General features: G+C 74.7%; 21 protein-coding genes. 7 read left to right on the forward strand and 14 right to left on the reverse strand.

The annotated features are described in order from the left end of the window. Positions 1-188: 188 nt before the first annotated feature. On the forward strand, positions 189-794 hold the full coding sequence (locus ACFQZ6_RS07045) for a hypothetical protein (protein ID WP_381605716.1): 606 nt from the start codon (positions 189-191) through the stop codon (positions 792-794). A gap of 513 nt (positions 795-1,307) precedes the next feature. Further along, a complete protein-coding gene (locus ACFQZ6_RS07050) occupies positions 1,308-1,904 on the forward strand; it encodes a LuxR C-terminal-related transcriptional regulator (RefSeq protein ID WP_381605718.1) in 597 nt (198 codons plus the stop codon). Positions 1,905-1,920: 16 nt separating this feature from the next. Here the strand turns inward: ACFQZ6_RS07050 and ACFQZ6_RS35830 are convergent, their stop codons facing one another. The 5 genes from ACFQZ6_RS35830 to soxR all read right to left on the reverse strand — a co-directional run bounded on the left by ACFQZ6_RS35830 (position 1,921) and on the right by soxR (position 8,860). After that, positions 1,921-3,687: an ATP-binding cassette domain-containing protein gene (locus ACFQZ6_RS35830; protein WP_449334071.1), complete on the reverse strand. Its 1,767-nt coding sequence runs from the start codon at positions 3,685-3,687 to the stop codon at positions 1,921-1,923. Next, positions 3,684-5,375: an ATP-binding cassette domain-containing protein gene (locus ACFQZ6_RS35835; protein WP_449334072.1), complete on the reverse strand. Its 1,692-nt coding sequence runs from the start codon at positions 5,373-5,375 to the stop codon at positions 3,684-3,686. The genes ACFQZ6_RS35830 and ACFQZ6_RS35835 overlap by 4 nt, the downstream gene beginning before the upstream one ends. A 114-nt stretch (positions 5,376-5,489) precedes the next feature. After that, positions 5,490-5,618, reverse strand: coding sequence for a mycelium formation morphogenetic lantipeptide SapB (gene ramS / locus ACFQZ6_RS07060; RefSeq protein WP_381605719.1), 129 nt, complete (start codon positions 5,616-5,618; stop codon positions 5,490-5,492). Then, positions 5,615-8,251, reverse strand: coding sequence for a class III lanthionine synthetase LanKC (lanKC, locus tag ACFQZ6_RS07065; RefSeq protein WP_381618130.1), 2,637 nt, complete (start codon positions 8,249-8,251; stop codon positions 5,615-5,617). Before lanKC ends, ramS begins: the two co-directional genes overlap by 4 nt. A gap of 120 nt (positions 8,252-8,371) precedes the next feature. Further along, the gene (soxR, locus tag ACFQZ6_RS07070) at positions 8,372-8,860 is read right to left on the reverse strand and encodes a redox-sensitive transcriptional activator SoxR (protein ID WP_381605721.1); all 489 of its coding nucleotides are present in this window, start codon (positions 8,858-8,860) and stop codon (positions 8,372-8,374) included. A 94-nt stretch (positions 8,861-8,954) separates the two neighbouring features. Between soxR and ACFQZ6_RS07075 the strand changes: the two genes are divergently transcribed. Then, positions 8,955-9,416 carry a MaoC family dehydratase gene (locus tag ACFQZ6_RS07075; protein WP_360226646.1) on the forward strand — a complete coding sequence of 154 codons (462 nt, stop codon included), beginning with the start codon at positions 8,955-8,957 and terminating at the stop codon, positions 9,414-9,416. Between the two features lie 47 nt (positions 9,417-9,463). Here ACFQZ6_RS07075 and ACFQZ6_RS07080 read toward each other — a convergent pair whose 3' ends face one another. The 3 genes from ACFQZ6_RS07080 to ACFQZ6_RS07090 all read right to left on the reverse strand — a co-directional run bounded on the left by ACFQZ6_RS07080 (position 9,464) and on the right by ACFQZ6_RS07090 (position 11,717). Continuing rightward, positions 9,464-10,117, reverse strand: coding sequence for a TetR/AcrR family transcriptional regulator (locus tag ACFQZ6_RS07080; protein WP_381605724.1), 654 nt, complete (start codon positions 10,115-10,117; stop codon positions 9,464-9,466). A 73-nt stretch (positions 10,118-10,190) separates the two neighbouring features. Beyond that, entirely contained in the window at positions 10,191-10,478 is a 288-nt protein-coding gene (locus ACFQZ6_RS07085; RefSeq protein ID WP_381605726.1) for a YiaA/YiaB family inner membrane protein, read from the reverse strand. Positions 10,479-10,565: 87 nt separating this feature from the next. Beyond that, positions 10,566-11,717, reverse strand: a complete 1,152-nt coding sequence (locus ACFQZ6_RS07090; protein WP_381605728.1) for an acyl-CoA dehydrogenase family protein — start codon at positions 11,715-11,717, stop codon at positions 10,566-10,568. A gap of 97 nt (positions 11,718-11,814) precedes the next feature. Here ACFQZ6_RS07090 and ACFQZ6_RS07095 point away from each other — a divergent pair, with 97 nt between their 5' ends. From ACFQZ6_RS07095 to ACFQZ6_RS07105, 3 genes are all read left to right on the forward strand, one after another. After that, on the forward strand, positions 11,815-12,456 hold the full coding sequence (locus ACFQZ6_RS07095) for a TetR/AcrR family transcriptional regulator (RefSeq protein WP_381605730.1): 642 nt from the start codon (positions 11,815-11,817) through the stop codon (positions 12,454-12,456). A gap of 46 nt (positions 12,457-12,502) precedes the next feature. After that, the gene (locus ACFQZ6_RS07100) at positions 12,503-13,213 is read left to right on the forward strand and encodes an ArsR/SmtB family transcription factor (RefSeq protein WP_381605732.1); all 711 of its coding nucleotides are present in this window, start codon (positions 12,503-12,505) and stop codon (positions 13,211-13,213) included. Between the two features lie 471 nt (positions 13,214-13,684). After that, positions 13,685-14,692: a DMT family transporter gene (locus ACFQZ6_RS07105; RefSeq protein ID WP_381605734.1), complete on the forward strand. Its 1,008-nt coding sequence runs from the start codon at positions 13,685-13,687 to the stop codon at positions 14,690-14,692. A 4-nt stretch (positions 14,693-14,696) separates the two neighbouring features. Here ACFQZ6_RS07105 and ACFQZ6_RS07110 read toward each other — a convergent pair whose 3' ends face one another. The 4 genes from ACFQZ6_RS07110 to ACFQZ6_RS07125 form a co-directional block, all read right to left on the reverse strand. Next, complete coding sequence (locus tag ACFQZ6_RS07110) at positions 14,697-15,782, reverse strand: zinc-binding dehydrogenase (protein WP_381605736.1); 1,086 nt, start codon at positions 15,780-15,782, stop codon at positions 14,697-14,699. Between the two features lie 41 nt (positions 15,783-15,823). Then, positions 15,824-17,212, reverse strand: coding sequence for an aldehyde dehydrogenase family protein (locus ACFQZ6_RS07115; protein WP_381605738.1), 1,389 nt, complete (start codon positions 17,210-17,212; stop codon positions 15,824-15,826). A 113-nt stretch (positions 17,213-17,325) separates the two neighbouring features. Continuing rightward, entirely contained in the window at positions 17,326-18,669 is a 1,344-nt protein-coding gene (locus ACFQZ6_RS07120) for an ABC transporter ATP-binding protein (protein WP_381605740.1), read from the reverse strand. 158 nt (positions 18,670-18,827) lie between these two features. Next, complete coding sequence (locus ACFQZ6_RS07125) at positions 18,828-19,283, reverse strand: class F sortase (RefSeq protein WP_381605742.1); 456 nt, start codon at positions 19,281-19,283, stop codon at positions 18,828-18,830. Between the two features lie 40 nt (positions 19,284-19,323). Here ACFQZ6_RS07125 and ACFQZ6_RS07130 point away from each other — a divergent pair, with 40 nt between their 5' ends. Next, complete coding sequence (locus ACFQZ6_RS07130; protein WP_381605744.1) at positions 19,324-19,677, forward strand: hypothetical protein; 354 nt, start codon at positions 19,324-19,326, stop codon at positions 19,675-19,677. Between the two features lie 69 nt (positions 19,678-19,746). Here the strand turns inward: ACFQZ6_RS07130 and ACFQZ6_RS07135 are convergent, their stop codons facing one another. Both ACFQZ6_RS07135 and ACFQZ6_RS07140 read right to left on the reverse strand, forming a co-directional pair. Then, positions 19,747-20,349, reverse strand: a complete 603-nt coding sequence (locus ACFQZ6_RS07135) for a hypothetical protein (RefSeq protein WP_381605746.1) — start codon at positions 20,347-20,349, stop codon at positions 19,747-19,749. A gap of 98 nt (positions 20,350-20,447) precedes the next feature. Further along, on the reverse strand, positions 20,448-21,701 hold the full coding sequence (locus ACFQZ6_RS07140) for an MFS transporter (protein WP_381605748.1): 1,254 nt from the start codon (positions 21,699-21,701) through the stop codon (positions 20,448-20,450). Positions 21,702-21,718: the final 17 nt, after the last annotated feature.

A 21,718-nucleotide genomic window follows, 5' to 3' on the forward strand; every position in this document is an offset into this window, starting at 1 on the left:
TTTGAAGGTGAACATGCGTCACTTTTTGGCGGCGCCGACCGCCGCTTATGGCGGTCATCGGGAATCGGATGGATCGGAGGGGAGCCGAATCGGTTGTCGATACGTCTATTCGGCGACGTCCGTACGACGACGCCGAAGTAACCGGAGTAACCGAAGTGCAGGTGCAGGTGTGACGGAGGTGCAGGGCGATGGCCGGTTTCCGGAGTCTGGCGAGACAGGTACGCGACCCACGGTGTGATCTGGCGCTGCGGCGCTACTCACTGCGCAAGTGCCTTGAGCGGTTCGCCCCTTACGGCCACAGGGCGACCTGGGACCATCTCTGCGCGCGGGCCGGTTTCGGCCCCGAGGACCGCTCCCCCGACCCGGTGCGGCTCGTGGCCGCGCTGGAGGAGCTGGAGGAGGCGCGCGCGGTGTGGCTGGCCTACGAGGTGGAGTTCGCCGAGCGCCGCAGGAAGGAGAAGCACGACGGGCTGCGCCGTCCGGGCAGTGTGGACGACTGGCACCGGATGACCTGGGGCGGCTTCGGCGTCGCCTGGTGCGACGACCCGCGGCTGCACCCCCGTGAGCCGCTGGCCGAGGTGCTGCGCCGCATCATCGCCGCGCTGGAGCGCGAGCCTGGCTGGTCCTGCCCGGTGTGCGGCGGGGCCCGCCTCGTGTGGAAGTACGACCTGGATCACGAACCGTCAGCGGGCCCCGTCTGCACGGACTGCGGAATCCTCGTCCCGCGCCCCGTGCTCACCCCGGAGGCCCTCGCCCACGCCCGCCGCGGACACCGCCTGCTGGTGTCGGCGTAAGGCACGCGAGGCGTCGACCCGTAACGGGGGCGGGGGTGCGCGGAAGCACGCCGCACCCCCACGGGCGGGCCCACGCTTGGGCCGCGGGGCTGAAAAGTCCAGCGGGGCGGGTGCATTCACGCCAGATTGCCGGGCAACGGTTTCCGGCCGGAAACCGGTGAGCACGCCCCGTAAACCACTCCCCCAAGCCTCATGTGCCCTGGCCACCCCGACGGCTCGCCGGATGCGCTGGCCAGGATCTCCCCGCCGACGGCGGGTGGGACGCCGTCCGTCCGGTTGTGGGCCCAGGCTCCACAACTTTCGGCCGCAGTGGGTGTCTTCGCCGTTTTCCCGCTGGCCCACCGCCGGTGCGCCGCCCGTCCGGGGCGGTCAGAACGGCGGATTGGCTGCGGTGGGCCCCCGGTGTGCATGGGCCCGGTGTTCCGGATGGGCGGATCAGGGCACATGGCCGGTGGCGCGGGGAGCGTGAGCGGCTGTCTCTGGGTGACGGCCTCCGGACATGGTGGGGTGAGCATGGTTCGTGTTCTCGTGGTGCACGACGAGGGGTTACTGCGGTCCGCGCTGGTGAAGCTGCTCGGATCCGACGAGGGTCTGGAGGTCATGTCGCTGTCTCCCCGCGCGGACGTACCCGATCACGACACCTGGCAGACGGAGGTGTGCGTGGTCGACGGCGACTGTCTGGAGGGCCCGGAGGCGGCGCCCGGCGCGCCGTTCCGGGCCCGTTGGGGCGACCGGCTGGTCGTACTGACCACGCCGGAACGGCCCGGGGTGCTGCGCCGGGCGTTCGAGGGCGGAGCCCTCGGCCTCGTCGACAAGGACGCCTCCGCCGAGCGGCTGATCGCGGCGGTGCACCGGGTCGCCAAGGGCGAGCGGTACCTCGACGAGCCGCTGACCGTGGCGCTGCTCGAAGGCGCGGAGATGCCGCTGACGACCCGTGAGCTGGGCGTGCTGTCGCTGGCGGCGCAGGGCTCCCCGGTGGCCGAGATAGCCGCCCGCCTCCACCTCTCCCGCGGCACCGTCCGCAACTACCTCGCCACGGCCATCCGCAAGGTGGGCGCCCGCAACCGCGTCGACGCGATCCGGATCGTGCAGAACGCGGGCTGGACGTGACCCCGGCGCCCCCGGGTCACCGGGCCGCGGGCGGCCGGGCGTTCCAGTGGCCCGTCAGGTCGCGGTACAGCGGCGAGCGGGCCAGGAGGTCGGTGTGGGTGCCGTGGTCGGCTCGGGTGCCGTCCAGGACCAGGACGCGATCGGCGCGGGTGGCGGTGGAGAGCCGGTGGGCGACCAGGAGCAGGGTCCCCGGGCGGCGGGCCAGGGCCTCCTCCGCACGGGCCTCCGACGCGGGGTCGAGGTGGCAGGTGGCCTCGTCGAGGAGGAGCAGCGGGGCGGGCGACAGGTAGGCGCGGGCCAGCGCGACGAGCTGCCGCTCGCCCGGTGAGAGGTCGTCCGGCGCCACCGTCGCGTCCAGGCCGCCCAGCCGGTCCACGAGCGGCCCCAGGCCGAGGGCGTGGACGGCGGCGGCCACGGCGGACGGTGGGGCGTCCGGGCGGAGGTAGGCGAGGTTCTCCCGCACGGTGCCGGTGAAGACGTACGCCTCCTGCGGCACCAGCACCCGCGCCGCCGCCCGTTCGGCCGTGCCGAGCCCGGCCACGGGCCGCCCCGCCACCCGCACCTCACCGGCGCTCGGCGCCAGCGTGCCCGCGACCAGCCGGGTGAGCGTCGACTTGCCGATGCCGCTCGGCCCGACCACGGCGAGCCGTTCCCCGTCCTCCACGCGCAGGTCCAGCGCGTCGAGGACGGGTTCGGCGCGGGTGCCGTAGGCGAACGTCACGCCGCGCAGCTCCACGGCGGGGGCGTCGGCCCGGCGCACCGGCGGCGCCACGGGCGGCGCCGGTTCCGGTTCCGGTGCCCCTACGGCGATCCGGTCCAGGACCACCAGCAGCCGCGCGCCCGCCGTGCCGAGGGCCGTCATCAGCGTGTGCAGCGCGGGCAGCAGCGACTGGGCGAGGTAGGTGAACGCGCCCAGCAGCGCGCCCGCGGTCACGCCCCGGTCGCGCAGCCAGGGCACGGACAACAGCAGGACGAGAACCGGGAGTTGCCCGGAGACGCCGAGCGCCGTCGTCCGCAGGGCGGTCCACCGGGCCAGGGCGCGCGCGGTCGCGGCGGCCGACGCGACGCGCTCCTCGCCCTCCCGCCGCGCCCGCGGCCCGGTCGCGCAGGCGGTGAGGTCGCGCAGGGCCGCGCGGGTGCGGGCGGCGTGGTCGCCGAGTGCCTCGTCGGCGGCCAGGGCGCGCCGCTGGGCCGCCGCCATCGGCCGCAGGGTGGCGAGGAACAGCGCCAGTCCGGCCAGCAGCGGCGGCAGTACGACGGCCAGCAGCGCGGGGTGCAGGGACAGCAGCCCGAGCAGCGCACCGGCCGCGGTGAAGACGAACGAGCGCAGGGTGAGCACCAGCCCGGCGAAGCTGTCCCGGGCGATCTCCACCTGGTTCGTCAGCCGGGACACCGCCGCCCGGTCCACGCCGCCGGGTCCGCCCAGGGCGTGGGCGAGGGAGCGGTCGACGGCCCGCCGTACGAGCCCGTCACGCAACGGCTCGGTCAGTCCCGCGAGCCCGGCGAAGACGCCCCGCACGACCGGCGCCCCGAGCAGGACGCCCACCGCCGCGACGGCGAGCCAGAGCAGGCCCCTGCGGGTGTCCCCGGCGAGGAACCCCTCGTCGACGGCGTGCGCGACGCCGTACCCGACCACGAACGCCTGCGCCGCCTCCGCCACCGACCAGACGGCGAGCCGCGCCAGCACCGCCGTGCGGCGGGCGAGGAACCGCCGGGCCTGGGGCGCGATGCGGCGCCACGCCCCCGCCACGGCGTCCGGCTCGCGGGCCCGGCCCCCCTTCACGCCCGCGCCTCCACCGGCGCGGCCTCCCCGAACACCGCCCGGTACGCGGCCCGCCGCCACAGCTCCCGGTGCGGCGCGACCGCCCGGACCCGTCCGTCCGCCAGCCAGACCACGAGGTCGGCGCGGGCGGCGGCGGAGGGGCGGTGGGCCACGACCAGGCGGGTTCCGGGGCGTACCGCGCGGCGCAGGGCGGTGTCCACGGCGTGTTCGGTGGCGGTGTCCAGGCTGGAGGTCGCGTCGTCCAGCACCAGCAGCCGTCCGGCGTGCGCGAACGCCCGCGCGAGGCCGAGGCGCTGGTACTCGCCCCCGGACAGCGGGGCGGACGGCAGCGGGGTGTCGTAGCCGTACGGCAGTCGGCGCACGAAGGGGTCGGCGCCCGCGGCGCGTACGGCGGCCCGGACCTGCTCGGGGGTGAGGGCACGGGGCCCGGCGGCGACGGCCTCGGCGACCGTGCCCTCGCCGAGCACGGGGCGTTCGAAGGCGTAGCCGACCTCGCGGCGCAGCGCCTCGCGCGTCAGCTCGGGGAGGGGCACGCCGTCGAGCAGCACCTGCCCGTCGTCGGGGTCGACGAGCCGCCCCGCGACGGCGGCGAGGACGGACTTGCCCGCGCCGCTGCGGCCGACCACGGCGACGGTGCTGCCGCCGGGCAGGCGTACGGCGTCGGCGCTGAGGACGGTCCGGCCGTCGCGCCGTACCCGCACGCCGCGCAGTTCGAGGTCGCCGGGGCCGTCGGGGGGCAGGTCGCGGGTGCCGTACGGCAGGGCGGGCAGGTCCTCGAGGGCCCGGGTGCGGTCGCGGGCGCGGCGGCCCCGGACGACCGCGCCGAGCGGGGTGGCCGCGCCGCCGATCCCGGCGGCGAGCTGGGCGTAGCGGCAGGCGGCGAGCAGCCCGCCGACGCTGAGGGCGCCCGCGGCGAGGCGCAGTCCGCCGACGGCGGTGGCGGCGGTGGTCAGCAGCGGCACCAGGACGCCGCCGCGGGCCAGCGCCCGGCCGTGCAGGGTCCACATCCGGCCGCCGAGGGCGGCGAGTTCGGGCAGCGGCGCGAGCACGCGCGCGCGTTCGCGGGAAGCGGTCCCGGCGGCGGCGATGGTGGCGGCGCCGTCGAGGGCCTCCAGGAGACGGGCGGCGATCCGCGCCTGGACCCGCTGGTAGGCGGCCACGGAGGCGCCGGTGTCGCGGGCGAAGGCGCGCAGCACCAGCGCCAGGGCGGGCAGTCCGGCGAGCACGCACCCGGCCACCCACGGGTCGACGAGGGCGAGCGCGGCGAGGGCGCCCACCGGGGTGACGAGCGAGGCCGCGAGCGCGGCCCTGGCCGCCGGGGCGCCGCCCGCGTCGCTGGCGTTGAGGGTGAGCCGGGTGGCCACGTCGCCGGGCGGGTGCGGCCGGGCGCGTTCGGGGACGGCGGCCAGCAGACCGGCGTAGGCGCGACAGCGGACGGTGGCGGTCCAGGCGGCGGTGCAGTGGCCGGTGCACAGCGCGGTGAGGCTGTCGAGGAGCAGCTCGCCGAGGAGCAGGGCGGCGCTGAGGGCGAGCCAGGGCCCGGCGTCGGCGTCGCTCCCGCTGAGCAGCAGGTCGAGGGTGCGGCCGAGGACGTACGGCTGGGCGACGGTGGCGAGGGCCGCCGCCGTGGCGCAGAGCAGCACCAGCAGTTCGGGGGCGCGTCCCGGCCCCGGGTCGCGGGTGGTCACCTTGGGCGTCGTCCCTTCCTTCCCTCGCGGGCGCACACGGGACGGCGCCCCGGGCCGGAGCCCGGGACGCCGTGGGCCGAGTGGTACGGCCGGGTGCGGGTGGGCCGCTGGACGTCAGTTGCAGGTCGTGATGGACAGGCTGCTGTCGCCGCAGAGGAGCAGGCTCGCCCGGCTGCCGGACTCGACGTCGCCCATGGCCTCTTCCTTCGGGGTCTCCAGCGACTGCAGTTCGAGCAGGTTCATGACATTTCCCTTCGTTGACCTACGGGTTCTTTCTCCTCACGGTCCCCGAGGGGACCGCGGCTCAGGGGGCCGCCGTCTTCGGACAGCGGCGGGAGGAACGGCAGGGCGGCGGGCGGGTCGCCGTACACGGAGGCGACGGCCAGCAGGCATCCGGCCGTACCGGTGGACAGGTCCATCGACAGGCGCATCATCTGCTCGCCGGGGAAGGCGAGGTGGCCCTGGTAGGACAGGGCGTGCCAGGACATCGCGGCGAGCTGGCGGCGGACGGCGGCGGGTTCCGTGCCCGGTCCGGTGGCCCGGGTGCGGGCGAGGAACAGCACCATCCCGGCCACGCCCCGGTACAGGCCCGGCTGCGCGTAGAACATGGCCTGCGCGGCGGCCACGATCTCGTCGCGGGCCCGCGCGAGGTCGTCGTCGGCGCGGTGGACGAGGTAGTCGTCGAGCACCATGCCGATGCCGACGCTGCCCGCGCCCAGGTAGGGCATGGTGCGCCAGCCCTCGTCGACCTGGAGCGCGCCGCCCGCGCCGCGCACGCAGCGGGCCAGGTCCTGGCGCAGGGCGTCGCCCGCGAGGTCCAGCAGCCCGGTGTCGCCGGTGCGTTCGTACAGCCGCAGGAACAGCAGCGCGCGTCCGGCCGCCCCGTACAGCAGCCCCGCGCGGGGCGGCCTCGCCGGGGCGTTCCCGGACCCGGCGCGGGCGGTCAGCTCGGCGCAGCGCAGGGCGGCCGAGGCGAGCACGGCGTCCCCGGTGGCGGCGCCCAGCGCGTCCAGGGCGAGACCGACGCCCGCGGTGCCGCCGTACAGATCGGCGGCGAGGGCGTCGAAGGGCTGGTCGAGCAGGATGCCTACGAGGTCCAGGGCGCGGTCGCGCTGGCCGAGGTACTCCAGCGTCCAGGCGATCCCGGCGACGCCGTCGTGGAACCCGAGCGGGGTGCCGGACGGCAGCCGCCCGGTGCGCTCCAGCAGCCAGCCCAGCTCGTCCTCGGCGTACCCCGCCCCGCTCGCGGCCAGCGCGTACAGCACGCCCGCGGCGCCGTGGCCGAACGCGAGCCCGCCGCCCGCCGTGGCGAACTGCGCGATGTCGCCGGGGAAGAGCCGGTCCGTACGGTCCAGGTCCGCCGAGGCGTGGATGGCGGCGGCCATCGACGCCCGGCTGCGCGGCCAGTCACCCGGCTCGACCGGCACCACCGCACCGCTCGCCGGGGTGCCCGCCGTCCCGTCGGTGATCTCCTTCACCGCCGCGTCCAGCAGCGCCCGGTCGACCGGGAACTGCCGTGCCACCACGTCCGCGAGGTGCGCCGCCTTGCGCCGGTCCACGGCGAGCAGGCTGGTCAGCGGCAGGAACAGGGCGAGCCGCAGACAGGCGAGCGCGTAGCGGTCGACGGCGGGGCCACGGCGGCCGGGCGGGGCCACGAACCCGGGGTTCGCGACGGTCTGCCTGCCCGGTTCCCCGATGGCGTGGGCGGCCTCGAAGTCCAGCAGGGCCACGCTGTCGTCCTCGCGGACCATGATGTTGAACAGGTGCAGGTCGTTGAAGACGATCCCGCGCGCGTGCACCTGGGCGACGGCGCGCTCCACGCGCGCGTGGATGTCCAGCGCCCAGGCGGTGTACTCGGCCAGCCGCTCCTCCCCCGGGTCCGCCTCGATCAGCGGGTGGCGGCGGGCGAAGAAGGTGTTGAGGGGCTTGCCGTCGATGTGCTCGAGGACCAGGAAGTGGTGGTCGCCGACGACGAAGTGGTCGAGCACCTCGGGCGTGCAGTCCAGGCCCGACAGCCGCTCCAGCGCCCGGCGCTCGCGCTCCAGGCGGGTCACCGCGTCGGCCCCGTCGGCGGCCAGCCCGGCGTGCGGACGCGCCTCCTTCAGCACCACCTTCACGCCGGTGCGGGTGTCGCGGCCGAGGTAGACGCCGCCGCCGTTGGAGAAGTGCAGCGCCGACTCCACGGTGTACGGCAGGTCGGTCAGCGTCACCGCGGCGCGGGCTTCGAGGTGCGGGCGCAGGAAGGCGGGCGGTTCCACCCACTCCGGCGTGCGGAAGACGGGGCCGCGCAGGTCGGGCACGAGGGTGCCGTCGGGGGCGGCCACGGCGGGGCGCAGCTCGCCGTCGTCGTCGTAGCACTCGCGGCGGGTGAAGCCGCCGTAGCGGACGTGCACGGGGCCGTCACCGATGCGCAGGTCGCTGAGGATTCGCGGGCCGGGCTCTCCGGCCAGCAGCTCCGCGAGGTCCCCGACGACGCGCTCGAAGCGTGCCTCGTCCGCCGGGTAGACGGTGAGGAACTTGCCGCTGCCCGCGCGGTCGGCGTACTTGGCGTTGCGCTGGTGCAGCAGGTAGCGGCTCGGCACGAACTTGAACGCCGTACCGGTGTCCAGGCAGTACCGCCGCACCCGCTCCAGCACCGACTCGGCGTTGTCGAGGCAGGCCGAGACGTGGATCTTCCAGCCCTGGTCGGGCAGTTCGGCGGCCTCGGGGCGCAGCGCGAGCCAGTCGCCGCTCTCGTGCCGCCGCCAGCCCTCGGGGACGGGCAGCGAGGCCGCCGCGTACCGGGCGCGCCCGGTGCCGGGAGCGGGTGCCGTGCGGTGCGGGGCGTCGTAGAAGTACGGATCCGCGTCGCAGTACACGGCATAGCCCTTGTTCACGCCCGCTCCCTTCGACCGGTGGGTGACGACGAAGACGCTGTCACGGGACGCGGGCCCCTCGACAGTCACCGCTGTCATCACTCCGGTGTGCGGAACGCACGGGTAACTTGGCGGCGCCCGCTACCGCCGCCGTCCCGGCGCGCGCTTCTCCCGGTGCTCGACGAGGAGCCGGGAGCCCGCGCCGCGCTGTTCGCCGTAGACGTCGTCGGGGTTGGACAGCACGCAGGTGTTCAGGGAGAGGCAGCCGCACCCGATGCAGTCGGTGAGGTGGTCGCGGAGCCGGTTGAGCTGCTGGATGCGCTCGTCGAGTTCGGAGCGCCAGGCCTCGGAGAGCCGCGCCCAGTCCTCCCGGGTGGGGGTGCGGCCCTCGGGGAGTTCGGCGAGCGCCTCCCCGATGGTGGCGAGCGGGATGCCGACGCGTTGCGCGGCCCGGATGAACGCGACGCGGCGCAGCGCGTCCCTGCTGTAGCGGCGCTGGTTGCCCGCGGTGCGGCGGCTGCTGATCAGGCCCTTGGACTCGTAGAAGTGCAGGGCGGAGACGGCGGCGCCGCTGCGCGCGGCGAGCTGTCCGACGGTCAGCTCATGGACCTTCTCTGGGATCTGGGGCACTCATCCGACCCTACCGGCCCGTTGACAGGTACCCTCACCCCGACCATGCTAAGCAGTCGCTTAGGTATAGGTGAGAGTTTCTGGAGGCCGGGACATGGCACAGCCGAGGATCTTCGCGTCGACCGACGAGCTGAAGGCGGCGGTGGGCGAGCAGCTGGGGTACACCGACTGGCTGGAGGTCGACCAGAAGCGGATCGACCTGTTCGCGGAGGCGACCGGCGACCACCAGTGGATCCACGTGGACCCGGAGAAGGCGGCGCGGGGGCCGTTCGGCACGACGATCGCGCACGGCTACCTGACCCTGTCGCTGCTGCCGCTGTTCGGCCCGCAGCTCCTCACCGTCGAGGGCGTGAAGATGGGCGTCAACTACGGCACCAACAAGGTCCGCTTCCCCGCGCCCGTCCCGGTCGGCTCCCGGCTGCGCGCCACCGCGACGATCACCGGCGTCGACGACGTCGCGGGCGGCGTCCAGGTCACCGTCGCGTTCACCGTGGAGCGCGAGGGCGGCGACAAGCCGGTGTGCGTGGCGGAGTCGGTGGCCCGCTACTACCTCTGAGCCACCGGTACCAGCTCTGGGCCCCGGACCAGCGCCGGGCACCCGTGCTAGCCCTGAGCCCCCGGTGCGCCGGGCGCACGCTTGGCGCCCACCATCCGCAGCACGAGGTCGGCGTAGAGCGCGCCGACCTCGTCGGGTGTCCGGGGGCCGTCCAGGCTGAACCAGCGGGCGACGTCGATGCAGAGCGAGAGCACCGCCAGCGTGGTGCCCTTGACGTCGATCACGTCGAACTCGCCGGAGCGCACGCCGTCCTCGATGATCCCGCGCACCTCCGCGTCCACCTGGCGGCGCAGGCCCAGGATCTCGGCGCGGGCGTCGGGGCCGAGCGAGTCGAGTTCGTACTGCACGACCCGCGCGGTGGTGCGGCCCCCGGCGTGCCAGCGGACGAAGGAGCTGACCGCGTCCGCGAGCCGCTCGCTGGGGCCGCCCTCGCCGCGCGCCGCCGTGCGCAGGATCTCCACGGCCTTCTGGTGGCCGATCCGGCTGATCCGGTGGAGCAGCTCTTCCTTGGTCTTGTAGTGGATGTAGAGCGCGGCCGGGCTCATCCCGGCGCGGCCCGCGATGTCCCGGGTGGTCGTCGCGTGGTAGCCGCGCTCGGCGAAGGCCTCCACGGCGGCGATCAGCAGCCGCCGGGCCGCGTCCGGGGTGACCTCGCCCCACGGCTGCGCCTCGCCGCCGACCATCTCCTCCGCCGCACTCATCGCTCACACGCCCCTCTCGTTCCGGGCCCCCACCATACCGCCGCTGGTGAGCGGGCGCTTAGCCGGGCGGGGCTCAGAGCTTCTCGAAGGGGTCGTGTTCCGCGAGGAGCTTCTCCAGGCGGGCCTGGTCCACCCGGCTGACGATCTGCCCGGCCTCCTGCCGGTCCCGGATCACCTTGGCGAGGGTGAAGGCGGAGGTGACGAGGTAGAGGACGGCGATGCCGAGGAAGCCGCGCACCCAGGCGTCGGCCTTCAGGTGGTAGATGCCGACGGCGGTGGCCGCGATGGCCACCCCGAAGGACGCGACGGCCTGGCCGTAGAAGGCGGCCGTGCTCTGCTGCTTGACCGGTGTCTCACTCATGCGGACAAGCATCCGCGGACGTGGCGGGCGCCACATCCGCCCGGATACTCAGACCGGGTACTCAGACCCGCTCCCCCTCGCCCGCGCTCAGAACGCCGACACCCCGGTCAGCGCCCGTCCGATCACCAGTTTCTGGATCTGGCTGGTGCCCTCGTAGAGCGTCATCACGCGGGCGTCGCGCAGGAGCTTGCCCGCCGGGTACTCGTCGATGTAGCCGTAGCCGCCGAAGACCTGGAGGGCGTTGTTGGCGGCGCGAACGGCGGCCTCGGAGGCGAACAGCTTGGCCTTGGACGCCTCGGTGGTGAAGGGCAGCCCGCGGTCGATCAGGTCGGCCACCCGCCAGGTGAGCAACCGGGCCGCGTCGACGTCCACGGCGATGTCGCTGATCAGCTCCTGGACGAGCTGGTGGTGGGCGATGGTCCTGCCGAACTGCTCGCGCTCCCCCGCGTACCTGACGGCCGCGTCCAGCGCGGCCTGCGCTATGCCGACGCAGCCCGCGGCGACCGACATCCGCCCCTTCGCCAGCGCCGACATGGCGACCGAGAAGCCCTTGCCCTCCGGTGCCAGCATCGCGTCGGCCGGGACGCGGACGTCCTCAAGGACCAGCTCGGCGGTGGCCTGGCCGCGCAGGCCGAGCTTGCCGTGGATGGTGCGCCGGGTCAGGCCGGGGGTGTCCGTGGGGACCAGGAACGCGGAGACGCCCTTGTGGCCGGGGGCGTCGGTGGAGCGCGCGAACAGCAGCACCACGTCGGCCCAGGTGCCGTTGGTGATGAACATCTTGGTGCCGTTGATCACGTAGTGGTCGCCGTCGCGGACCGCGCGGGTGGCGAGGTTCCCGGCGTCGGAGCCGGTGCCGGGCTCGGTGAGGCCGAAGCAGCCGACGTACGCGCCGGAGGTGAGGCCGGGCAGCCAGCGCCGCTTCTGCTCCTCGCTCCCCCAGGCGGCGATGGTCTTGGCGACCAGCCCGAGGGAGACGGAGACGATGCCGCGCACCGAGGAGTCACCGCGCCCCAGCTCCTCCGTCACCAGGCAGTACGCGAGGTGGTCGCCGCCGGAGCCGCCGTACTCCTCGTCGACGGTCAGCCCCAGGAAGCCGACCTCGCCGAGCTTCTTCACGACGGAGCGGTCGACCTCCTCGGCGCGGTCCCAGGCGACGACGTGCGGGGCGATCTCGCGCTCCACGAAGTCCCGGGCGAGCTGCCGTACGGCGGTCTGCTCGTCGCTCAGCTCCAGGTTCATGCCGCGTCACCTCACACGAGAACGTCACACCAGAACAGCGTGCGCGTACTGGAAATTAGCACTGCTAGTTTACTTGCGCAGCCCTACTATGTGCGCCATGGCCCGACCGCGCAAGCCCCTGCTGAGCACCGACCGGATCGTCGCCACGGCCCGGGAACTCGTGGACGCCGAGGGACTCGCGGCCGTCTCCACCCGCCGCCTCGCCGCCGAGCTGGGGGTCAGCGGGCCCTCCCTCTACAACCACTTCCGCACCAAGGACGAGATCCTGGAGGCGGTCGCGGACTCGGTGAGCGCGCTGGTCGACCTGTCGATGTTCGAGGACGGCCGGGACTGGCGGACCGCGCTGCACGACTGGGCCCTGTCCTACCGGACCGCCCTGCGCGACCACCCCAACATCGTCCCCGTCCTCGCCCGCGGCCCCGGCCGCCGCCCCGCCGCGCTGCGGCTCGCGGACGCGGTCTACGGCGCGATGGTCGAGGCGGGCTGGCCCCCGGCGCAGGCCACCTCCATCGGCGCGCTGATGCGGTACTTCATCATGGGCTCCGCCCTCGGCTCCTTCGCCGGGGGCTTCGTCGACGACGCCAGCGCCTACGACCCCGCCGACTACCCGCACCTCGGCCAGGCCCACCGCCTCGCGGAACGGCAGGAGAAGGTCGACGAGCGGGCCTTCGAGACCGGTCTGACGGCGCTCCTCGACGGGCTGGCACAGCAGTACGCCCAGCTCACCGCGCCCGCGTAGCACCCTTCGGCGCCCGCCGAAGCGTCCCTGCCCCATGCTGGGAGCCATGACCACCAGGGACGCCCGCGCACCGGGCCTCGCCGCGCTCGCCGCACTGCTCGCCGACGAGACCCGCGCCGCCTGTCTGCTCGCCCTGCTCGACGGGCGGGCCTGGACCGCCGGTGAACTGGCCCGGCACGCGGGCGTCGCCGCCTCCACCCTCAGCGAGCACCTCGGCAAGCTGGTCGCGGGCGGACTGCTCACCGAGGAACGCCAGGGGCGGCACCGGTACGTCCGCCTCGCCGACGCCCGCGTGGCCCAACTGGTCGAGGAACTCGCCGCGCAGGTCAGCCCCGACGCGGTAGCAGCGCCGCGCACCCTGCGGCAGTCCAGCGCCGGGTCCGCCATGGCCCGCGCCCGCACCTGCTACGACCACCTGGCCGGACGGCTCGGCATCGCGGTCACCGACGCGCTCACCGACCGCGGCCTGCTCACCCAGGACACCGGCTTCGCGCTGACGGCGGCGGGCCTGGCGTGGTTCGACGCCACCGGCATCGCCCTGGACCGCCGGGGCCGCCGCCCACTGGCCCGCGGCTGCCTCGACTGGACCGAACGGCGCCCGCACCTCGCGGGCGCGGCGGGCGCGGCCCTGTGCGGACACGCCCTGGCCGCCGGATGGTGCGTACGCATCGGCTCCGAACGCGCGGTCCAGCTCACGCCGACCGGCGAACGCGCGCTCGGCGACCTCCTGGGCCTGGACCCGACGACCCTGCACTGAGCCCGCCCGGTCACCCCGCCCCGAAACGCTGAGCCGCCCCTGGCACCCCGTCCGCAAGCGCCGGGCCACCCCGGCACCCCGCCCGAAAACGCCAGGCCACCCCGGCACCCCGCCCGAAAACGCCAGGCCACCCCGGCACCCCGCCCGAAAACGCCGGGCCGCCCCGGCACCCCGCCCGAAAACGCCGGGCCACCCCAGCACCCCGCCCGAAAACGCCAGGCCACCCCAGCACCCCGCCCGAAAACGCCAGGCCACCCCAGCACCCCGCCCGAAAACGCCAGGCCACCCCAGCACCCCGCCCGAAAACGCCAGGCCACCCCAGCACCCCGCCCGAAAACGCCAGGCCACCCCAGCACCCCGCCCGAAAACGCCAGGCCACCCCGGCACCCCGGCCCGAAACGCTGAGCCGCCCCCGGCACCCCGTCCGAAAACCGCGAGCCCCGTGATCCCTCCGTCCCTAACCTCTGGAGCATGATGAACAGCACCCTGTCCCGGCCGCCCCGCGCCCAGTTCCTCGCCGCCGGGGCCGCCGTGGTCACCGTCGTCCTGTGGGCCTCCGCCTTCGTCTCCATCCGCAGCGCGGGCGAGGTGTACTCGCCGGGCGCGCTGGCGCTGGGGCGGCTGCTGGCCGGGGCGGTGGTGCTCGGGGCGCTCTGTCTGGTCCGCCGGGAGGGCCTGCCGCCGCGCGGTGCCTGGCGCGGGATCGCGATATCGGGCGTGCTGTGGTTCGGCTTCTACAGCGTGGCCCTCAACTGGGGCGAGCAGCAGGTCGACGCGGGCACCGCCGCCCTGGTGGTGAACATCGGCCCCCTGCTCATCGCGCTGCTCGGCGCCCGGCTCCTCGGCGACCCGATGCCGCCGCGCCTGCTCGCGGGCATGGCGGTGTCGTTCGCGGGCGCGGTGGCGGTGGGGCTGTCGATGTCCGGCGAGGGCGGCGCCTCGGTCCTCGGCGTGGTCCTGTGCCTGCTCGCCGCGGTCGCCTACGCGGGCGGCGTCGTCGCCCAGAAGCCCACCCTCGGCCAGGCCAGCGCCCTCCAGGTGACGACGTACGGCTGTCTGGTGGGCGCGGTGTGCTGCCTGCCGTTCACCGGACAACTCCTCGGCGAGGCGGCCGACGCCCCGCTCACGGCCACGCTGAACATGGTCTACCTCGGCGTCTTCCCTCTCGCCCTGGCCTTCACGACCTGGGCGTACGCCCTCGCCCGCACGACGGCCAGCCGCATGGGCGCGACGACGTACGCGGTCCCGGCCCTGGTCGTCCTGATGTCCTGGCTGGCGCTGGGGGAGGTACCGGGGGCCTTGACGCTGGTAGGCGGCGCGCTCTGCCTGGCGGGAGTGGCGGTGTCACGATCCCGACGGCGGATCGGCGTACCTAGGGACGCGGGGCTGCGTACATCTGCGGCTCCGCCGCGGGGCGCGCCCAGCCACGACGCGCCCGCGGCCGAAGAACAACACACAGCCCCCGCCCCCACCTCCTAAAAGATCAGAACAACACCAACGCCCGCCCACCCTTCCCCGCGACCATGTTCTCGAACGCCGCCGGAATCCCGTCCAGAGCGATCCGCTCCGTCACCAGCGCGCTCAGATCGAACCGCCCCGCCCGGATGTGCTCCCCGATCACCGGCAGGTCCCGCGCCGGATCGGAGTCGCCGTACACACACCCGGTCAGCGTCCGCCCCCAGTGGAAGATCTCCAGCGCGTTGAAGGTGACCTGCTGGTCCTTGCCGCCGATGCCGACGACGACCGTGCGCCCGCCCCGCCGGGTGGACTCCCACGCCGCCCGGATGGTGACCGCGCGCCCCACGCACTCCACGGCGACGTCGACGCCCTGCTTGCCGGTGAGCGCGCGGATCTCGCGGGGCGTGGTCTCGGAGGCGAGGACGTAGTCCGTGGCGCCCGCGGCGCGGGCGAGTTCCTCCTTCTCGGGGGAGACGTCGACGGCGATGATCCGCGACGCCTCCGCGATCCGGGCGGCCTGGAGGGCGGCCAGCCCGACGCCCCCGACGCCGAACACGGCGACGGTCTCCCCGGCCCGCACCCGCGCCGAGTTGTGGACGGCGCCGTAGCCGGTGAGGACGGCGCAGCCGAGAAGCGCCGCGTCCGTCAGGGGCACCCCGGCCGGGACGGGCAGCGCGCACCTGACGGGGATGACCGTCTCCTCCGCGAACGCGGCGACGTTCAGCCCGGGGTGCAGTTCGGCGCCGTCGGAGGCCCGCCGGGCGTGCACGTTCGCCGCGCCGCTCAGCGCGTCGGCGCACAGCCACACCTCACCGCGCACACAGGCGGGGCAACTACCGCAGGACGGGGCCCAGTTGAGGACGACGGTGCCGCCGGGGACGTACTCGGCGACGCCCTCCCCGACCGCGGTCACCGTGCCCGCGCCCTCATGGCCGAGGACGGCGGGGACGGGCACGCGCAGGGTGCCGTTGGACAGGGACAGGTCGGAGTGGCAGACCCCGGCGGCGGCGAGCCGCACCCGGAGCTGCCCGGGGCCCGGGTCGGGCAGTTCGATCTCGGTGATCTCCAGTGGGGCTCCGACGGCGGGCACGACGGCGGCGCGGACAACCATGGTTTACGCAACTCTCCTGGGGACGGCCTACGGCAACGGGGCTAGAACTGGAGGGACTTGGTCTGGAGGTACTCGGTGAGCCCGTGCACGCCGAGTTCACGGCCGACGCCGGACTGCTTGTAGCCGCCGAACGGCGCCAGCGGGTTGAAGCGTCCGCCGTTGATGTCGACCTGCCCGGTGTCCATCCGCAGTGCGAAGGCCACCGCCTCCGCCTCCTCGCCCGCCCAGACGGCGCCCGCGAGGCCGTAGACCGTGCCGTTGGCGATGCGCAGGGCGTCGTCCTCGTCCTCGTAGCGCAGGATCGACAGGACGGGGCCGAAGATCTCCTCCTGGGCGATGGTCATGTCGGGGGTGACGTCGGCGAAGACGGTCGGGGCGACGTAGTAGCCCTGCTCGCGCGGCGCCTCGGGGCCGCCCGCGACGAGCCGGGCGCCCTCGGCGACGCCCTTCTCGATGTAGCCGCGCACCCGGTCCCGCTGCTTGGCGTTGACGACGGGCCCGATGCGGTCGCCGTACTTGGCGGCGGCCTGCGCGGCGAGGTCCACGGCCTCGTCGTACTGGTCGCGGTGGACGAGCATCCGGGTCCAGGCGCTGCACGTCTGGCCGGAGTTGGACATCACGTTGGCGACGCCGACGTTGACGGCCTTGGCGAGGTCGGCGCTGGGCAGGATGACGTTGGCGGACTTGCCGCCCAGCTCCAGGGCGACCCGCTTCAGGGCGCCGGAGGCGAGCGCGCCGATGCGGCGGCCGACGGCGGTGGAGCCGGTGAAGGAGACCATGTCGGTGCCGGGGTGCTCGGCGAGCGCCTGGCCCGCGACCGGGCCGAGGCCGGTGACGAGGTTGAACACCCCGGCCGGGAAGCCCGCCTCGTGCACGGCCTCCGCGAAGAGCTGGGCGACCAGCGGGGTGTCCTCGGCGGGCTTGAGGACGACCGTGCAGCCCGCGGCGAGCGCCGGGGCGACCTTGGCGACGATCTGGTGCAGCGGGTAGTTCCAGGGGGTGATCGCGGCGACCACGCCGACCGGTTCCTGGCGGACGGTGGAGTTGCCGACCTTCTCCTCGTAGGAGTACGTCGCCGCGAGGTCGGCGTAGGAGCCCGCGACGGCGATGGGGGCGCCCGCGTGCACGTTCTGCGAGAACTTCAGCGGCGCGCCGAGTTCGGCGGTCACCGTCTCGGCGATCTCGTCCTTGCGGGCGACCAGCACGTCCCGCAGGGCGGCGAGCCGGGCGGCGCGCTCGGCGGGCGGGGTGGCGGCCCAGCCGGGGAAGGCGGCGCGGGCGGCGCGTACGGCGGTGTCGACGTCCAGGGCGGTGCCCGCGGGGACCTGGCCGATCACCTGCTCGTCGGCCGGGTTCACGACGTCGATGGTGTCCCGTCCCTCGGCGGGGCGCCAGGCGCCGTCGATGTACATGCCGTCATGTGCCTTCATCGTCTTCCCTCCGGGCGGGCCTCGTCGTCCGGACCCCAAACTAGCGCCGTTAGTTTTACGGCACCAGGGGTTCCCGCCATGGCACGGCTCACCCTGCCCGGAGGGCGCGCGTCTCACTCCTCCAGGCCGGGCAGCCGCGCCGGGGCGGGGCAGACCCGCTCCCCGTGCTGGTCGAAGACGTACAGGTGGGCGAGGTCGACGAGGAGGGGCACCTGCATCCCGTGCCGCAGGCCGATGTCCGGGGTGGTGCGGACGATGAGGTCGCCGGGCAGCCGGGGTTCGACCGCCGAGGGCGCGGGGCCGGGCTCAGGACGGTCGAGCACGCCCACGGACCCGCCGCCGCGCAGGGCGCCCGCGCGCTCGCGCAGCCGCTCCAGTACGGAGGAGCCGTAGTCCCGGCGGCGGCGCCGGTCCTGGCGCACCGCGGGCCGCGGGGCCTCCAGTTCGGGGACGACGGCGGGGCTGGAGCCGGTGTTGAAATGCACCAGCACCTCGTGGCCCTGGAACTCCAGGTGCTCCACCAGGCCGTGCAGCGGCACCTCACCGGGGCGGGCGGAGGAGGGCTTGGCGATGCGCACCGCCTCCGAGCGCAGCCCGACGATGATCTCCCGGCCCTGCTGCACGCGCAGCATCTGGTGGTCGAGGGAGAGCGGCTCGGGCAGCCGCAGGTACTGCTTGCCCAGGCTGATGGTCATGGCGCCGCCGAGCGGGGCGCGGACCATCGCCCGCAGCAGGTTGATCCGCGGGGTGCCGATGAAGGCGGCGACGAAGACGTTGCGGGGCAGCGCGTACACCTCGCGCGGGGTGCCCACCTGCTGGAGGACGCCGCCGCGCAGCACGGCGACCCGGTCGCCGAGCGACATCGCCTCGGACTGGTCGTGGGTGACGTACACCGTGGTGACGCCCAGGTCCCGGGTGAGCCGGAAGATCTCGGCGCGCAGGTGGTTGCGGAGCTTGGCGTCCAGGTTGGACAGCGGCTCGTCCATCAGGAAGGCGGACGGGCGGCGGGCGATGGCCCGGCCCATCGCGACCCGCTGGCGTTCGCCGCCGGAGAGCTGGGCGGGCAGCCGGTCGAGCAGGTCCTCTATGCCGAGCATCCGGGCGGTGGCGTCGACCTGCGGCCGGTGGTCGCCGCCCGGGTCCTCGATGCGCAGCGGGAAGCCGATGTTGTTGCGGCTGGTCATGTTCGGGTACAGGGCGAAGTTCTGGAACACCATCGCCATGTCCCGCCCGGCCGGGGGCAGATCGTTGGCCCACTCCCCGTCGAGCCGCAGCTCGCCCTCGTCGATCTCCTCCAGCCCGGCGATCATGCGCAGGACGGTGGACTTGCCGCAGCCCGAGGGCCCCAGCAGGACGAGGAACTCGCCGGGCGTGATGTCGAGGGTGAGCCGGTCCACCACGCGGATGCCTCGTGTGTAGGACTTGCTCACGTCGTGCAGGGAGATGGCGCGTGTCATGAGGGTGCCCCCGGGGGCTTACTGGTGCGTTGGTGCGGGTGGGTCACGGAAGCTAACGGAATGTGCGCACCCGTGGGAAGACACCGGTCGGGATCAGTCGCCGCCTTCCGAGGAGTGAGAGACAGCCGTCCGCTTAGCGAGCAAGCGGAGGCCCAGATTCAGCGCCGCGGCGCGCCCGCGCGGGGTTCGCGGACGTCCGTCAGGTGCGCGAAGACGACCACGTTGCCGCTGTAGCCGGTGCGTGGCCGGTAACTGCCGCCGCAGGTGATCAGCCGCAGCTCGGGACGGCCCCGGGCGCCGTACACCTCGTCGTTCGGGAACCCCTCCTTCTCGTACGACTTCACGGCGTCGACGGTGTAGACCGCCGTACGTCCGTCCGCGCGCCGGAACTCGACGCGGTTGCCGCGCCGCAGCTCGTCCAGCCCGGCGAAGACGGCCGGTCCCGACCGGGTGTCCAGGTGCCCGACGACCACCGCCGTGCCCCGCTCCCCCGGCGACGGCCCCGCCTCGTACCACCCGACCAGCTCCGGTTCGTCGTCCGGCGGGGCGGTGAGCCGCCCCTTCCGGTCCAGCCGTAGGCCCATCACCGGGGCGTCGACACCGATGTACGGCACGAGCAGGCGGGTGGCACGGGAGCGGGGCAGGGGGCGGAGAGTGCGGGTGGGGCTGGGGGTGGTGCTGGGAGGGGCGGGGCGAGTCGCCCTGCTGGGGCGAGGCGACTCGCTGGGGCGCGGCGACTCGCTGGGGCGGCTCGCCTCGGTGGGACGACTCGCCTTGCTGGGGCGCGGGGAGCCAGCGGCATCCGCCGTACGACGTGGACTCACGGACGGCTTCGGTGTGACGGCACCACCCCGCGCCGCGGGACTCGCGGACGCCCCCGCCCCGGCCTCGGCGCGTGGGCCGGAGGCCGGGGTGGGCGGACCGGGAGGTTCCTCCTCGGCCTGGTTCCACCAGACCGCGCCCACCACCAGCGAGACGGTCAGGACGCACGTCCTCGTCAGGCGGTAGGCGCGGGACCGGTGCCAGGGCCGGGGCCTGGACCTGGGCGTGGACCTGGGCGTGGGCCTGGGACCCTGGCTAGTGCGCGCCATGCGGGCGGCGGCGGAGCCGGAACCAGACCACCCCGGACACCGCGGCGAGCCCCACCGCGGCGGCCCCGGCGACCGGCGCGAACGCGGCGTCCCGGGCGAGTCCGCCGCCCCCGGCGGGCGGGCCGCCGTTCGGGCCGGGGGTGCTCGCCATCGGCTTGGGCGAGGCGCAGTTGACCTGGAACACCTTGAACTTGCCCGCGCCGTGCCCGAGGTCGGTCTTCCAGGTCAGCTTGTACATCCCGTTGGGCAGCCCGAGGGGCACGCTCTGGGCCGTGCCGTCGGGCTCGACGGTGATGTCGCCTTGCAACTCGGGCTCGGGGTCCGGCTTGGGCTGCTTGTCGATCTCCCAGTGGACCGCCTCCCCCGCGTCGAAGTTGAAGGCGGCGAGGTAGAAGTCGCAGACCTTGGGCTCGTTGCGCTGGTCGGCGAAGGGCGTCCCCATCTCGTGGATCTTGACGTCCCCGTTGTCACCGGGCGGCTGGGCGACGGCGGCGGGCGCGCCGAGCGCGGTGGTGCCCGCGACGGCGAGGGCCGCGAGGACGGTGGTACGGACGCCTGCACGGCGGCGTGGACGGGGCAAGGTGGACATGCGTTTTCCTCCGAGTCGTGCGATTTTCATACGAATCGCTTGGCCCGACTCTCTGTCACACCCGCACCCGGATTCCGGGAGCAACGCCTCACACGCCGTCAGGTTCCACTCTTTCGCCGCAGCGCCGCCCGCAGCGGACGGGCCCGCGCCCCCGACGCCGCGTCAGCACCGCCCGCCGACACCGCCGTCCCGGCCGACCGCAGCGCGACCCCCGAGGACAGCAACAGCAGCCCGCCGAGCATCACGAAGGGCGCCGCGACGCCCGCCGCCCCGGCGACCAGTCCCGCGGCGGCCGGGGCGGCGACCTGGCCGAGCCGGTTGCCGGTGAGCCGCAGCGCGAGGGCGGTGGAGCGGGCCTCGTCGGGGGCGGCCTGGACGACCGTCGTCATCGACAGCGGCTGCCCCACCCCGAGGCAGAACCCCAGCACCGCCAGCATCAGGCCCAGCACCCACACCGGCACCTCCAGCGCGATCCCCGCGCACAGCACCGCCCCCAGCAGACAGCTCAGGGTGAGCAGCGCGGTGCGCCCGAGCAGCCGCAGCAGCGGCGTGAGCACCAGACGGCACGCGATGGTGGCCGCCGCCCGCAGGCTGAGCAGGACGCCGATCACCGAGGGGGCGATGCCCCGGTGCTCCCCGACCACCGGGAGGTAGGCGGTGAGGATGTCGGTCGCGGAGAGCACGGAGAGGCTGATGAGCATCCCCGCGGGCACGCCCCGGGCACGCAGGATACGGCCGACGGGGACGCGCCCGCCCTGCCCGGCGCGGCTCCTGGGCGTCGTACCGCGGTGCTCGATCCGCCACAGCGAGGTGACGGCGACGGCGCAGCCCGCGCCCGCCACCAGCAGGGCGAGGGCGCTGCTGCCCGCCATGTCGGGGCCGCCGATGAGGGCGCCCGCGGCGACCGGGCCGACGAGCTGGCCGAGGGAGGCGCCGATGGTGAAGTGGCCGAAGTTGCGGTCCTGTTCACTCGGCGCCGACTGGCGGGCGACCAGCGACTGGGCGCCGATGACGAAGGCGAGGTGGCCGAGGCCCATCACGCCGCTCCACAGGGCCATCGTCCACAGCGAGCCCGCGAGTCCGCTCAGCGCGCAGCCGCCGGAGATGAGGACCACCCCGGCGGGCAGCAGGGGCGCGCAGCGGCCGTGGTCGGTGCGGCGGCCGAGCGGTACGGCGGCGAAGAGCGGCAGTAGCGCGTACACGCCCGCGATGACACCGACCGCCCGCTCGTCCGCGCCCAGCGCGAGGGCCCGGTAGGAGACGGCGGGCCGGGCCATCGACACCGCCCCCTGCGCGAAGCCGAAGGCGATGACGAGGCGGAGCAGCCAGCCGCGGTTCCCACCGGGCGCCATGGTTCGAGTCCTCCGTG

It is taken from the genome of Streptomyces flavalbus (assembly GCF_042674625.1).
GTDB lineage: Bacteria > Actinomycetota > Actinomycetes > Streptomycetales > Streptomycetaceae > Streptomyces > Streptomyces flavalbus.